The organism is Pseudomonas sp. RIT357 (assembly GCF_000632245.1).
Lineage (GTDB): Bacteria > Pseudomonadota > Gammaproteobacteria > Pseudomonadales > Pseudomonadaceae > Aquipseudomonas > Aquipseudomonas sivasensis.
In genome coordinates this window covers 120,207-132,520 of sequence record NZ_JFYX01000048.1, presented here as the reverse complement: position 1 = coordinate 132,520, position 12,314 = coordinate 120,207, and the positions used below count along the sequence as shown (strand labels likewise).

The following is a 12,314-nucleotide window of genomic DNA, read 5'->3' as shown; positions in this document are numbered from 1 at the left end:
CTGGCATTACAGGGAGAACGCCATGGCAAAGCCGCTGAGTGAATACAATCGCAAGCGCGATTTCGAGATCACCGCAGAACCTTCCGGCAAGGCGACCACGGGCAAACGAAAGACGTCGGCACTGTCGTTCGTGATCCAGAAGCACGACGCACGCAACCTGCACTATGACTTTCGCCTGGAACTCGATGGCGTGCTCAAAAGCTGGGCCGTGCCCAAGGGCCCAAGCCTCGACCCCAGCCAGAAGCGCTTGGCGGTTCACGTGGAAGACCACCCGCTGGGCTACGGCAGTTTCGAAGGCAGCATCCCGGCCGGTCAATACGGCGCCGGTGATGTGATTGTCTGGGACCGTGGGGTCTGGCAACCCCATGATGACCCACACAAGGCTTACGCTGCCGGCAAACTCAAATTCACGCTGGTAGGTGAAAAACTCTCGGGCGATTGGGCGCTGGTGCGCACTCGCTTGAAAGGCAGCGGTGACAAGGAACAGTGGCTGCTGATCAAAGAGCAAGACCCACAGGCGCGCCCTGCCGCCGACTACGACATCGTGCAGGCTGAGCCTAAAAGCGTGCTCAGTGATGCCTCCATCGCCCCCACCAAGACCCAGCCGAAAGCCAAGAAAGCAGCCGCTGCACTGCCCGAGCAATTCACACCGCAACTGGCAACCCTGGTAGACCGCGCGCCCGACGGGGACTGGCAGTATGAAATCAAGTTTGATGGCTACCGCATGCTGGCGCGGATTCGCGAGGGCGAAGTCCGCCTGTTTACCCGTAACGGCCATGACTGGACCGAGCGCCTGCCGCGGCAGGTCAAGGCCCTGCACGCCCTCAAACTCAAGGACAGTTGGCTGGATGGCGAAGTGGTCAGCCTCAACCCTGAAGGTTTACCGGACTTCCAGGCCCTGCAAAATGCCTTTGACAGCGGCCGTAGCCTGGACCTCGTCTACTACCTGTTCGATGCGCCGTTTCTGGATGGCGCAGATCAGCGCCAGGCCCCCGTAGAGGATCGCCGGGCCATGCTCAAGGCCGCGCTGTCCGGAAGCAAAAGTAAGTTACTGCGGTTTTCTGAAGCCTTCACCGCCCATCATGAAGACATTTTACAGAGCGCCTGCAACCTGGCCCTGGAAGGCGTGATCGGCAAACGCATGGGCAGCCCCTACACGTCCGCTCGCAGTACTGACTGGATCAAGCTCAAATGCCGTTTGCGCCAGGAGTTTGTGATTGTCGGACATACCCGTCCCCAGGGTTCGCGCAGCGGTTTTGGCGCATTGCTGCTGGCGGTGAATGACGACAGCGGGTTGAGGTACGCCGGTCGCGTCGGCACCGGTTTTGATCAAGCGTCGTTGGAGGCTATCTACACGCAGCTCAAAGCGCGGGCGCGCAAAACCTCGCCTTTGCACAACCCCCTGACCAGTGCCCAGGCGCGAGGCGTGCAGTGGGTGGAGCCGACGCTGGTGGGCGAAGTACAGTTTGCCCAGTGGACCCGTGACGGTTTGGTGCGCCACGCCACTTTTATGGGCCTGCGCAGCGATAAACCGGCCGCGCAGATCGTGCACGAACAGCCGCAGGTGGCTGAATCCATGAAAGCCCCGCAAGCCAAGACCCTGTTGAAGATCACCCACCCTGAGCGAGTGATCGATCCACTAAGCGGCACGCAAAAGCAGCAATTGGCGCAGTTCTACGAAAGTATCAGCGAATGGGTCCTGCCCTTCCTGCGCCATCGGCCGGTGTCCTTGCTCAGGGCTCCGGAAGGCATCGAGGGCGAGCAGTTCTTCCAGAAGCACTCGGAACGCCTGACGATTCCCCATATCAAGCAACTGGACGCCGCGCTGGACCCAGGCCACGCGCGGCTGATGGAGATCGACAGCGTCCAGGCACTTGTCGGCGCTGTGCAAATGGGCACCGTCGAATTTCATACCTGGGGCGCCACCTCAGACAAGATCGAAACCCCTGACCTGTTTGTGCTCGACCTCGACCCGGATCCCGCGTTGCCCTGGAAAAGCATGCTGGAAGCGGCACAACTCACCTTGTCGGTACTGGACGAACTGGGCCTCGCTGCGTTCGTCAAAACCAGCGGCGGCAAAGGCCTGCACTTGGTAGTGCCGCTGGCACGACGGGACGGTTGGGAGCCGGTAAAAGCCTTCGCCAAAGCCATTGCCCAGTTTATGACCGCGCAACTGCCGGAACGCTTTACCGCCACCTCCGGGCCGAAAAACCGTGTGGGCAAGATCTTTATCGATTACCTGCGCAATGCACGGGGCGCGAGCAGCGTGGCCGCCTACTCGGTACGGGCTCGGCCAGGGCTGCCGGTGTCGGTGCCGGTCAGTCGTAAGGAATTGCAGGGGTTGCGTGGCGCGCAGCAGTGGACGGTGGCCAATCTGCACCAACGCTTACAGGGACTGAAGGAGGATCCGTGGGAGGGTTATGCCCATCGGCAGAAGATCAGCAAGAAAATGTGGGACAAACTGGGCGCCCAGCCACCGCAGTGAGGACGCCCTGGCCGAGCGTTATATGAGCACGAAGATCAGCGCCAAGGCCGCAAAAATCGCCCATTTTTCCAGGTAGTAACGGGTGCGGTTGCGTTTCTTCAGCTCTTTGCCGCGCAGGCGGATCTTGTACAGCCGCGTAAACGCGCGGTTCAGTCCGCCGGTCTTGTCGCCAGCGTCGTTGGGCGAACCCGCCGCCGCCATCACTGTGCGGCTGAACCAGCGATTGAACGCCGCAGCCCAGCGGTATTTCATCGGTCGCTCGACATCGCAAAACAGGATGATGCGGTTCTGCTGCGTGGTGTTTTCGGCGTAGTGAATATAGGTCTCGTCGAACATCACCGGTTCACCGTCACGCCAGTAGTAGCTCTCACCGTCCACATTGATGTAGCAGCCAGGATCATTCGGGGTATCCAGGCCCAAGTGATAACGGTAAGAGCCGGCGTAGGGATCGCGATGCCGTACCAGTTTGGAACCCGGCGGCAGCTCGGCGAACATCGCGGCCTTGATCGAGCCGATGCTCTGCACCAGCTCGGTGGTGCGCGGGCAGAGCTTCATTGCGGAAGGATGGCTGTCGCCGTACCACTTGAGGTAGAAACGCTTCCAGCCCGACTTGAAAAACGAGTTGAAGCCCACGTCGTTGTACTGGTCGGAGCGCTTGATCGCCCCTGCCCTCATGAGGTTCTGGCCTTCCTGGCGAATCTCTTCCCAATGTTCCTGCAACGGGCTTAGGTCAGGGAAGTCGCTGGGCGAGAGAAACGGTCGACCGGGGAGTTTGGAGAACAGGTATAGAAAACAGTTGATGGGTGCCAGGAAGGTTGAATGGTCACTGAGCTGGCGACCCAGTTTGTGTCGCACCCGGCCACGCAGGTGTACATACGCAATGGAGGCGACATAGAGAACAACAATGATGAGCTTCAAGGGATTTCGTCACACGTCAGTAGAGAACAGGCTGCTCCTGCGTGCCCACGACGGCCGAGGATGAATAGCAGCACCTGAAATCACAATTCACAGACAGGCAACATGAGCGGCTTGATGACAAGCGGTTACATGGCCATTGGCAGTTATTTAGCCATATTCTGTAACGAAAAGTTAACTAAGAATTGTGAAAAGCTGTCTACTTAGGCAGGGTTCGCACCTGCACAACTACAAGGAATGGTTATGTCGCCCACTTTAGACCCGGATCATCAGGCCCTTCAGGGCGCCTGGGAGCAAACGTCACTTGAGGACAACGGTGTCCTGAACCCGGTAGACGCTCACACTGCGCCCGGTGCCATCACCACCATTTCAGGCGACCGCTTCGAAGTGAAAACCGTGCAAGGCGACCTGTTGCTGGCCGGCCGATTCTCCCTGGACAGCAGCACTACGCCAAAAAGCATTACGTGGGTCGATTCCATGGGCGATGACGCCGGCAAGCCGTTGCCTGCCAGCTACCGCCTTGATGGCGACGAATTTGTATTTATCGCGGCCGATGAAGGGATGCCCAGGCCCACCGTCTTCAGCACCGGCCCCGGTCAGACCATGCGCAGCTTCGTGCGGCGCGCTTGATCAATACGCCGTCCGAACCTGCGTCATGCTTTTCACACAGCCTTCACTTTCGGCGCGATAGGGTAAAGCCTACCTACTCCAGTGAATCCCTTGGCCCGCCTCTTTAAGCGGGCTTTTTTTTGCGTGGACAAACCGTATCAGGCAGGCCTTTTAGTGGCGGTCAAGGTAAAGCACAGCGGCAATTGCGCCGCTTGGTGCTCGTATTGATCGTAGAGTTCTTCACGATTGGAATGCGCGTATTCCTGCAAGTGACTGATCTGCAGGTCTGCGCAAATCGCGGCGCTCACCACATCGCCCAACGTGTGCACGTACCAATAGGAAGTCGGTCCGACTACCTCACCCTGACCTTCATAGACAATCGACTCCTGCAGCACAAAGGGTTCACGCTGAAAGTACGAGCTGGCAGGTAGCAGCGGGTTCTGCGCCCTGGGGTCGAACACTTCCAGGAACGGATGGGTTTCGTACATCACCAGCGAACCGCCGGGCTTCAGCGTGCTGGCGACATGGCGCATGAACAACGCCACATCCGGCATCCAGCCGAGCACGCCGATGGTGACCAGGGCGATATCAAAGCGCTCGTGTAACCGCTGCGGCAACTGGTGGATATCGCTTTCGATAAATTCAGGAGCATGAGGCGACACATCGGCAAGCTCACGCGCTTGCCGGAGAAACGCGGCGGACTGGTCCACCCCCACCACCGAGCGTGCGCCGAGGGCGAACAGCGACAGGCTTTCTCGACCGTTGTTGCAGCCCAGTTGCACCACGTCCTTGCCGGCGACACCCAGGTCCTGCAGAACCCCTGTAATGGTTGGGTCCAGGCAGGAAAAATCGGCGTTACCAACACCGGTCAGCAATGCGCTCCAGGTGTCGGTGGTTTTATGCAGGCCGGCAGATTGGTCCCAGGCGTCCTTGTTGCTGGCAATTGCCTGTTGAGCTGAGGGCATGTCCATTGCGTCTCCAGATAAGTCTTACGGCGGGGCACCGAAGATAAGCCACATGCCGGCGTATTGAAACTCCAGGCAACTGCGGAAACTTAACGCTCACCGCGCAGGTCATTAACGCAATGAGTGTTCAGCCGTTGAACGCCCCCTCTGCGAAGCCGTCATCGTGGCCAATCACTCCGACCTGCGAAATGCCTTGTCACTGGACAGTCTGAACTTCTTTCTGGCGGATGTGCGCGACGGCCTCGGCCCGTACCTGGCCATCTACCTGCTGGCCGTGCACAAGTGGGACCCGGCCAGCATCGGCGTGGTCATGACCCTGGCGGGCATCGCCGCGCTGCTCACCCAGGGCCCGGCGGGCGCACTGATCGACCGCACGCGCAGCAAACGCGCCGTGGTTGCGCTTGCCGCCATCCTGGTGACCGCCAGCTGCCTGGTGCTGCCCTTCGTCAGCTCCTTCAGCCTGGTGGCGTTGACCCAAGCTGCCAGCGCCGTCGCCGCGTCCGTGTTCGCCCCGGCGATTTCCGCTATTTCCCGGGGGATCCCCGGCCCGCGGGCATTTACCCGCCGCACCGGGCGCAATGAAACCTTCAATCACGCCGGCAACGCCGTGGCCGCGCTGCTCGCCGGTGGATTGGCCTACCTGTTCGGACCGGTGGTGGTGTTCTACCTGATGGCGTTTATGGCGGTGGCCAGTGTGGTCGCGGTCAGTTGCGTGTCAGCCAAGGCCATCGACCATGAAGTGGCCCGCGGCTTCGACCCTGCCCACGCCACCGATCATGAACAACCGTCGGGCCTGAAGGTATTACTGGCCAACCGTCCGCTGCTGCTGTTTGCCATTTGCTGCGCCTTGTTCCACTTGGCCAATGCCGCCATGCTGCCGTTGGTCAGCCAGAAGCTGTCCCAGATCAACCTGCAGATGGCCACCCCGCTGACCTCGGCCTGTATCGTCGCCGCGCAATTGGTGATGGTACCGATGGCCTGGCTGGTAGGGGTCAAGGCTGACGTGTGGGGACGCAAGCCGCTGCTGATATTCGGTTTCATGATTCTGCCGCTGCGTGGCGTGCTCTACACCGTGTCCAGCGATCCCTATTGGCTGGTGGCAGTGCAAATGCTCGACGGCATCGGTGCAGGGATCTTCGGCGCGCTGTTCCCGGTGATCGTCAAAGACCTGACCCAGGGTACCGGGCGTTTCAATGTCAGCCTGGGTGCGCTGTCCACCGTGTTTGGCTTGGGCGCGGCACTGAGCAACAGCCTGGCGGGGTTCGTGGTGCAACAGGCGGGCTATAACGCGGCCTTCTTAACCCTGGCGGGCGTGGCGGGCGCTGCGTTGGTGCTGTTGTGGGTGGCGATGCCGGAGACGTTGGAGAAACCGCTCTATGCGCCCCATGTGCCTGCAGCATGATAGAAGCGACACAGAAAACCCGGCACATGGCCGGGTTCCTTTCTCTACACATACTCAGTTGTCGGGATGTTCGCTGGCGACCGAATCGGCAGCATCGACATCGGACATGTCCTCTTCTAGAGGTGCATCATCGTCCGGCGGCAGAGGGATATTGTCCTCATCATTTCTCGGGGCGTGGCCTGTCTCGTTGTCTGTGCCACGTGTTACGGCCTGCTGTGAAAGATTGCCGGGGGCGTTCTCATTGATGTCCATGCTGGCTCTCCGTTCTTACGCTCGGGATATCCGCGCTTAACGATGTGAGGCGGCAGATCCTGGCAAGTGCCAAGCATTAGACGAATGGCGAAAAAATACAGGCATCGTGTGCGGACATTTTAGCTACCAACTGCGTACGCACTGATTACCGATAGCCGTCCGGACTCGTCTTCCTCAGGTTTTCACAAATATCACGCAGGACATCCGCAAGTGGAGGCTGGAGCAGAAAGGACTTCATTTCCGAGACTGCCGCTTTGTATGAAGGATCAGCGTTGACCCTCCGGAACTCGGACTTTCTCTCTTCGCTGAAGGTGGGATCACTGACCAGTCCTTCTAGGGTCAAGCCACGCTCGGGATTTCGCTCGTCGCATATCTCAAGTGCAGCGATGAAGCTGACGGCGACCTTTTCTTCGCGTATCGGGTGAGTTGCTGTAGCTGCCTCGACTGCAGTGGCAGCGGATAGAAGCCCCCACAACGCTGCGCTTTTTCCTGAGAACACTTATTTACTCCTGATTTGGGCAACTGAAACTGCCTCTCACTTATGGACCGTATGAGTCGTTCATTTGTCCAGATTCAGTAGTTCGTGCATCCGCTCGCCAATTATTCCTCGCAGCCAGGCAGCATGAAACTCCATCTCTTCCAGGGAAGTACCCTCAGCAAATTGGTATTCGAACACCTTGTCCTTCGCCCCCCGATACACAACGCTGAAATGACCATCGCGGTCATACGAAGCGACTACGTAGGGGCAGATGTAAATAATGTCGCTAAACAGCACGCGCACTTGGGTGGGTTTACGTGCGCGACGGATGACAGTGAGGGTAAGCAGTTGCTGGTTTTCGTCGAACGTAAAGGCCTGCACCCTAGGCTCAGAGAAAATCCACGCGAAGACCAATCCCATAACCACGACAGAGCCGAGCAGGAACAGGATGAGCGACGACGTTGTAAAACTCGACTCATCGCTGGACGGCACATCCTGCATCGCACCGAGCCCGATAACGAGCAAGATCGCCAGCCCGAAGGCAGGCAATAACATAATCACTGCAGCGCAAAAGCCCAAAATGGCCGAACCCGTGCTGCCAGTGATCGGTAAGTCCGGACCACCCTGCCAAATAGATGGGTGGGCGGCGGGATTTTCATTGCGTGGTGCGGCGGGTGGTGCGGCGAAGTGGTGAGGTGGACTTGGACGATTCATTAGGCAGGCTCAAGGGTGCTGTATAGACGGTACCACTACTGCCACTTCTCTAACCCGCAGAGCGTATTGATTCAACGGGTATGAAGGCAGGGCTACAGAAGCTGCTTCATGAACTCCTGAGTCGGAACATCAAGCCCCATGCTCTCACCGAACACCACCTTAATCCCATCATTGGCAATTAGCAGCATCTCGCAGTGCATACCAATGGCAGTCGTCAAATGGTTGAAATTACGCAGTTGTTCCACATACTTGTCTTTATAGGATTGCAGCCGATGAGAGGCCAGGTCTCTGAGACTCGGGTCAGTTTCTTGAGCTAAAGCGCCCTCTTCTGCTAACAGGCGTCGCTTAGTCAACCCCACTTGTAAGTTGGACATCCGAAAGCGCGTGTATGTGCGTATGACGCTTATGGCGCGAGATGTGAACTCGATTGCCGCGTCTTTTTTCGTCTCAGCACCCGACCAATCGGCAGATTGCATCTCCAGCAAATCCGCTGTTAGCACCTTCTCGGCATCTTCACCGCGCGCCAAGAAGCTAGACAGGTCTAATGCCGGCTCAGCGTCAAAAGCAAGTAGGTGCGAGGCGACTAATGATGACGCTTTAGCCACATTGTCACGGCCCTGATATGCGCTCCATCCAGAACCGGCTATTCCACATCCAAAAACAATCAGCAAAAACGCGACGGTAATTTTTCTCATGGATCCCTCCAAATCATCCAGAGAGGCTATCACGGCGAGTTTCAAAAGCGGAATTGAGCCAATGGGCATCATGACAATGACTAGAGCGCGGGGCTTCTTGAGCGCGCGCAGTAAAGCCTAGGGCGCTCAGAACATCTTTCCTGTAATGCGTTGCTGGTGGAGGCCAGGTCCAGCACACTAAGTCCGCGCTTTTCACTTGAAGGAGTAGGTTCAAATGACAGCTCTACCAGGCTCGATCCCGCTTGTTATCCTGGACGTTCAAGATGCGATTGATAGACCAAACTGGGATGAAAAAAGTAATCCTGAATACTTGGCAGTGATCCAGCGCCTTCTAGGCCACTGGCGATCAAACGGCTGGCCAGTTATTCATGTGAAGCACGATGAGCGCACTCCTACATCCAGCTATTTCGTCGACGGCCCGTGGAATGGCATCAAGAAAGAGGTCGCACCGATACAGGGAGAAGCCGTCATCATCAAACAGGAAAACTGCGCCTTTATTGGCACCGAATTGGATGCCACTCTCACACAGATGGAAGTAAAACGGTTGGTGCTGACGGGCGTTGTTATTCACAACAGCATGGACGCCACCGTCCGTGCGGGGAAAGCGCTCGGATACAGCATCATCTTACCGTCAGATGCAACGACCGCCGTGCCCGTTGTTGGGGCGAATGGAAAGTCTTGGGACGCGACAACCGTTCATGAACTGACCCTGGCAATACTCAATGATGAATACGCCGACGTAATGTCATCGGACGAAGTGATCGCACAATTCACGCTATGAACTATGAAGGTACCCAGTGCCGCAGAAGCATTTGACACGCATCAATCGCCAGCTATTTCGACAGGCGTAAGCATGTCCTTTGGGTACCGAAAATACCTAGCGCATATCGCAATTGGAGTGACCTTTATCTTTTCCCCACGCTGCTCCAAGCCAAACACCGGAGCAGACGATCATTCCAGCGTCTGCCAAATGTCCGTTCACCGTGCTCGCCCCCCACAAACGAAGCCTTTGCAAAGCTGCCAGCGGGCACCGTCGATACTCTGGTCAAGCCTGAGCACAAAGCCGACCTAACTAAAATTCTGACCTACAGCGGCGCCTGTCAGTTCGGCATGATCGTCCAAAGGTCACCGGCCTGTTGAGGCACCCTGTAGCGTCAGGCACACTTGCGCGGACTCATCGCCCAAAAAGGAATTTACGATGCCGTTTTCACCGGAGGAAAGAGCCGCTTTGCTCGCGCTCAAAGGCGTAGGACCAACCGTCATTACTCGGCTTGAGCAAATGGGTATCGAATCGCTCGCCGAACTCCGCAAATCAAATGTTAGTGACATCCTGGCTCAAGCATCCGCGGCATTAGGCTCGACTTGCTGGAAGAATAGCCCTCAAGCCAGAGCGGCCATCACCGCTGCAGTGGAGCTTGCGAAGCGCTCTACAGAGCAAATCCCGGCCCGGTAGGCACGTTCGATTGACTCCCAGTCGGGTTGCTTTTGGTCATGGAGAATCCCCTACTATCTGATGGGTCTGTGCATGGGCATGGAGCAAGCGTTGGGGCAGACCGGAAGCCTTTGCAGCGTCCACAGCATCGGCAATTGCCTTGTCGAGCAGGCGCAGCAGACAGTCCATGCGCTCGTCTACACGGGGCATGATTGAACAAAATGTCTTCTTAGCCAAAAACGAAAAAGCCCAGCAGTCGCGCTGGGCTCAGATATGAAAACTCAGTAAAAAATATGAGCCGTGCTACTTAATCCTTGCAACGCGTTTGCGGCGACTCCGTACCTGCGAGCCTTTTTGGCAATGCAAACGGCAGGTTAGGGATAGAGGTAAGCTCGACTAAGCCAAACATGCACATAAGCACCGCATTCCCATCCGCGTTTGGTGCGCTGCTGAGTCCAACCAAGGCCTCATAGTCTTTCCCGGGCTCTAGAGTGAATACTTTCGCCTGGCCTGGGCAAACAGCGTAAGTGCTGCCGTAGCTGCCGGCGGACGCACCCAATGTTGCGATCTGAAAGGGTGCATCCGTTTTAACGCGGTACTCAGCCACAATCTCGGTGTATAGGCCTTCGGCCATCCGAACAGATCCGATGTACTGCTGAAGCTTGGGTGAAACCCTTCCCGGCATTCCAAGACTGGCGGGCTTAAGTGGGTACTGGGGGTAGTTAATGCTCGGCTGCCCTTCCTCTGAGAAGCGGCCAGCTTCAGCCATTTTGTGGCGAGTATCCGGGGCGCAGCTGCCCGTCACACTATCGCCAAACACATTAGAATTGGTGATCACACGAACGCGAGCCGTATTGTCGGCCTGAGGTGGATCGACATAGGGAACAGAGGGGAACCCCCCACAACCAGCAAGGGCGATAGACGAAGAAAACAGGAGCAACCAGGTATTACGCATGTACTACATCCTTGAACTTACCTAAGCGCCATCGTGTGCGAATCAGACTAAAAACTCTAGACATTAATCCTCAGTAAAAACCTGACAACGCGCTTTATATTTCCTTGCTTGCCCGGTTTGTCCCGCCTCTTGGGCATCTAAAGTATCTGCGCTGCGACGGCAATAACAGTTTGCGTTTTTGAATCAGCTCAGGCATCACTCCCTGCTCAGAGCGGAAGATGTGGCGGGGTCGAAAAAGAAAGGACCTTAGTGACGGCTAAAGCCTCAAAAGTCTGCATGAAATTGATAGACCGAACGATCGGAAGGCTAACTAGTCCAACGCTTACCGGATCAGATAACGCAGCGTCCGCAGTTCGGCCATCACCCTATCTCTCGGTATCACCACCCGACAGACCTCTCTGAATTCCAGTTTCCAGGATTGACCCTTTTGGGTACGGCTTCGGCCAAGAGGCTCTAATGGAAAATTTAATACCCTATAAAATTCATTATCTACACGATGGGAAGCCGGAGCACTTCTATACGAATGCAACGGCGTTCAGCGAAAGCGATGCGATTCGCATGGCCACAAGACACGCTGGTGAGGGCCCTGAATATTGGATACCGATAGGTCTGTCTCGGGACTCAATATTAAAAATTGCCGACAAGCTGGGTATTACGAAGGTCCGTTGGAATAAAGCCGGGTAAAACCACGGGCGCCGCCGCAGTTCTAACTCGCAAAGTTCGCGAATAAAAAACCCGGCGCGGTGGCCGGGCTTAGTTGGATGATCTCCAGCGCAAGCTCGGCTGTTGAATAAGCCCGAACCGCCCTTGGATGAGATTGAAAAAGAGACGAAGACGGCCCACGTCTGTCGCGAGGTCGCCTGGGGGGAAGTGGTGGAGCGCACTAAAACGGGTGCAGACCGCTTGGTTTTGTGGAATGCCCCTGCCATGCCCCCCCCTTAAAATCGTCGGTGAATACGCAGAGCGTCAGAAAAAGGGAAAGCCACAGGGCCTTGAGACGCCTTTTATTTTCCTGCCGTCATGGACTCCAGAGCCCCCTAACTCGAACGTTACCTGCAAAGGCATTAATAGGGGCCCGGCGCCGAAAGTTCTTAATACCCGTCGTCCTCTGCCATACAACTGTCGTCACACATATGCGACAATGCGCGCCAAATTCCAACACACATCCCCATTTTTTTGCTCAGCGACCGGGTTTCGCGCCTTGATGTCGCTGTTGATGCATGCCTGACGGCGCCTGCTGCCATGCTCGCAACCCATTGATAGGTAAAGTAATTGATCTCCACAGCTAACATCACCATGCGGTATGAAACGCATGCTGATGATTACTGCTGATCAGTGTTTACTGGGCCAAGTCGTCCTGAGTAATCAACGATAAAGCACCGAAATGCACCCGTTGGTCCCAAGATTGGTCC

14 protein-coding genes and 1 pseudogene are annotated in these 12,314 nt (G+C 56.8%); 7 read left to right on the top strand and 8 right to left on the bottom strand.

What is annotated here, in order from left to right:
* The first annotated feature begins 22 nt into the window (after positions 1–22).
* On the top strand, positions 23–2,485 hold the full coding sequence (gene ligD / locus BW43_RS02040) for a DNA ligase D (RefSeq protein ID WP_032891265.1): 2,463 nt from the start codon (positions 23–25) through the stop codon (positions 2,483–2,485).
* 18 nt (positions 2,486–2,503) lie between these two features.
* On the opposite strand, the gene lpxO is transcribed toward ligD, so the two are convergent.
* Positions 2,504–3,403, bottom strand: a complete 900-nt coding sequence (gene lpxO, locus BW43_RS02045) for a lipid A hydroxylase LpxO (RefSeq protein WP_032891264.1) — start codon at positions 3,401–3,403, stop codon at positions 2,504–2,506.
* Positions 3,404–3,643: 240 nt separating this feature from the next.
* Here lpxO and BW43_RS02050 point away from each other — a divergent pair, with 240 nt between their 5' ends.
* On the top strand, positions 3,644–4,030 hold the full coding sequence (locus BW43_RS02050; protein ID WP_032891263.1) for a TIGR03067 domain-containing protein: 387 nt from the start codon (positions 3,644–3,646) through the stop codon (positions 4,028–4,030).
* 137 nt (positions 4,031–4,167) lie between these two features.
* Here the strand turns inward: BW43_RS02050 and BW43_RS02055 are convergent, their stop codons facing one another.
* Entirely contained in the window at positions 4,168–4,980 is an 813-nt protein-coding gene (locus BW43_RS02055; RefSeq protein WP_032891262.1) for a bifunctional 2-polyprenyl-6-hydroxyphenol methylase/3-demethylubiquinol 3-O-methyltransferase UbiG, read from the bottom strand.
* A gap of 157 nt (positions 4,981–5,137) precedes the next feature.
* Here BW43_RS02055 and BW43_RS02060 point away from each other — a divergent pair, with 157 nt between their 5' ends.
* Positions 5,138–6,376 carry an MFS transporter gene (locus tag BW43_RS02060; RefSeq protein ID WP_032891261.1) on the top strand — a complete coding sequence of 413 codons (1,239 nt, stop codon included), beginning with the start codon at positions 5,138–5,140 and terminating at the stop codon, positions 6,374–6,376.
* A 54-nt stretch (positions 6,377–6,430) separates the two neighbouring features.
* On the opposite strand, the gene BW43_RS02065 is transcribed toward BW43_RS02060, so the two are convergent.
* From BW43_RS02065 to BW43_RS02080, 4 genes are all read right to left on the bottom strand, one after another.
* A complete protein-coding gene (locus tag BW43_RS02065; protein ID WP_032891260.1) occupies positions 6,431–6,628 on the bottom strand; it encodes a hypothetical protein in 198 nt (65 codons plus the stop codon).
* Positions 6,629–6,773: 145 nt separating this feature from the next.
* Positions 6,774–7,127, bottom strand: coding sequence for a hypothetical protein (locus BW43_RS02070; RefSeq protein WP_032891258.1), 354 nt, complete (start codon positions 7,125–7,127; stop codon positions 6,774–6,776).
* Positions 7,128–7,187: 60 nt separating this feature from the next.
* Positions 7,188–7,820 carry a hypothetical protein gene (locus BW43_RS02075; RefSeq protein WP_032891257.1) on the bottom strand — a complete coding sequence of 211 codons (633 nt, stop codon included), beginning with the start codon at positions 7,818–7,820 and terminating at the stop codon, positions 7,188–7,190.
* A gap of 92 nt (positions 7,821–7,912) precedes the next feature.
* Positions 7,913–8,515 (bottom strand): hypothetical protein, encoded by a 603-nt coding sequence (locus BW43_RS02080; RefSeq protein ID WP_155989990.1) that lies wholly within the window; start codon positions 8,513–8,515, stop codon positions 7,913–7,915.
* Between the two features lie 214 nt (positions 8,516–8,729).
* On the opposite strand from BW43_RS02080, the gene BW43_RS02085 reads away from it, so the two are divergent.
* The 3 genes and pseudogenes from BW43_RS02085 to BW43_RS29390 all read left to right on the top strand — a co-directional run bounded on the left by BW43_RS02085 (position 8,730) and on the right by BW43_RS29390 (position 9,968).
* Positions 8,730–9,296 carry an isochorismatase family protein gene (locus tag BW43_RS02085; protein ID WP_032891254.1) on the top strand — a complete coding sequence of 189 codons (567 nt, stop codon included), beginning with the start codon at positions 8,730–8,732 and terminating at the stop codon, positions 9,294–9,296.
* Positions 9,297–9,477: 181 nt separating this feature from the next.
* Positions 9,478–9,604 (top strand): annotated as a pseudogene (locus tag BW43_RS29395) (fasciclin domain-containing protein); the annotation flags it as partial.
* 109 nt (positions 9,605–9,713) lie between these two features.
* On the top strand, positions 9,714–9,968 hold the full coding sequence (locus BW43_RS29390; protein WP_032891253.1) for a Pathogenicity locus: 255 nt from the start codon (positions 9,714–9,716) through the stop codon (positions 9,966–9,968).
* Between the two features lie 36 nt (positions 9,969–10,004).
* On the opposite strand, the gene BW43_RS29085 is transcribed toward BW43_RS29390, so the two are convergent.
* Together BW43_RS29085 and BW43_RS02095 are read right to left on the bottom strand one after the other, a co-directional pair.
* Complete coding sequence (locus BW43_RS29085) at positions 10,005–10,157, bottom strand: hypothetical protein (protein WP_177326466.1); 153 nt, start codon at positions 10,155–10,157, stop codon at positions 10,005–10,007.
* Positions 10,158–10,254: 97 nt separating this feature from the next.
* Positions 10,255–10,902 carry a hypothetical protein gene (locus BW43_RS02095; protein ID WP_032891252.1) on the bottom strand — a complete coding sequence of 216 codons (648 nt, stop codon included), beginning with the start codon at positions 10,900–10,902 and terminating at the stop codon, positions 10,255–10,257.
* Positions 10,903–11,358: 456 nt separating this feature from the next.
* On the opposite strand from BW43_RS02095, the gene BW43_RS29700 reads away from it, so the two are divergent.
* The gene (locus BW43_RS29700; RefSeq protein WP_032891251.1) at positions 11,359–11,586 is read left to right on the top strand and encodes a DUF6555 family protein; all 228 of its coding nucleotides are present in this window, start codon (positions 11,359–11,361) and stop codon (positions 11,584–11,586) included.
* The last annotated feature ends 728 nt before the right edge of the window (positions 11,587–12,314 follow it).

Bases quoted from the DNA above. Each gene is read 5' to 3' on its own strand.
- ligD (WP_032891265.1), top strand. From the start codon at position 23: ATGGCAAAGCCGCTGAGTGAATACAATCGCAAGCGCGATTTCGAGATC.
- BW43_RS02050 (WP_032891263.1), top strand. From the start codon at position 3,644: ATGTCGCCCACTTTAGACCCGGATCATCAGGCCCTTCAGGGCGCCTGG.
- BW43_RS02055 (WP_032891262.1), bottom strand. From the start codon at position 4,980: ATGGACATGCCCTCAGCTCAACAGGCAATTGCCAGCAACAAGGACGCC.
- BW43_RS02065 (WP_032891260.1), bottom strand. From the start codon at position 6,628: ATGGACATCAATGAGAACGCCCCCGGCAATCTTTCACAGCAGGCCGTA.
- BW43_RS02075 (WP_032891257.1), bottom strand. From the start codon at position 7,820: ATGAATCGTCCAAGTCCACCTCACCACTTCGCCGCACCACCCGCCGCA.
- BW43_RS02080 (WP_155989990.1), bottom strand. From the start codon at position 8,515: ATGAGAAAAATTACCGTCGCGTTTTTGCTGATTGTTTTTGGATGTGGA.
- BW43_RS02085 (WP_032891254.1), top strand. From the start codon at position 8,730: ATGACAGCTCTACCAGGCTCGATCCCGCTTGTTATCCTGGACGTTCAA.
- BW43_RS29390 (WP_032891253.1), top strand. From the start codon at position 9,714: ATGCCGTTTTCACCGGAGGAAAGAGCCGCTTTGCTCGCGCTCAAAGGC.
- BW43_RS29085 (WP_177326466.1), bottom strand. From the start codon at position 10,157: ATGCCCCGTGTAGACGAGCGCATGGACTGTCTGCTGCGCCTGCTCGAC.
- BW43_RS02095 (WP_032891252.1), bottom strand. From the start codon at position 10,902: ATGCGTAATACCTGGTTGCTCCTGTTTTCTTCGTCTATCGCCCTTGCT.
- BW43_RS29700 (WP_032891251.1), top strand. From the start codon at position 11,359: ATGGAAAATTTAATACCCTATAAAATTCATTATCTACACGATGGGAAG.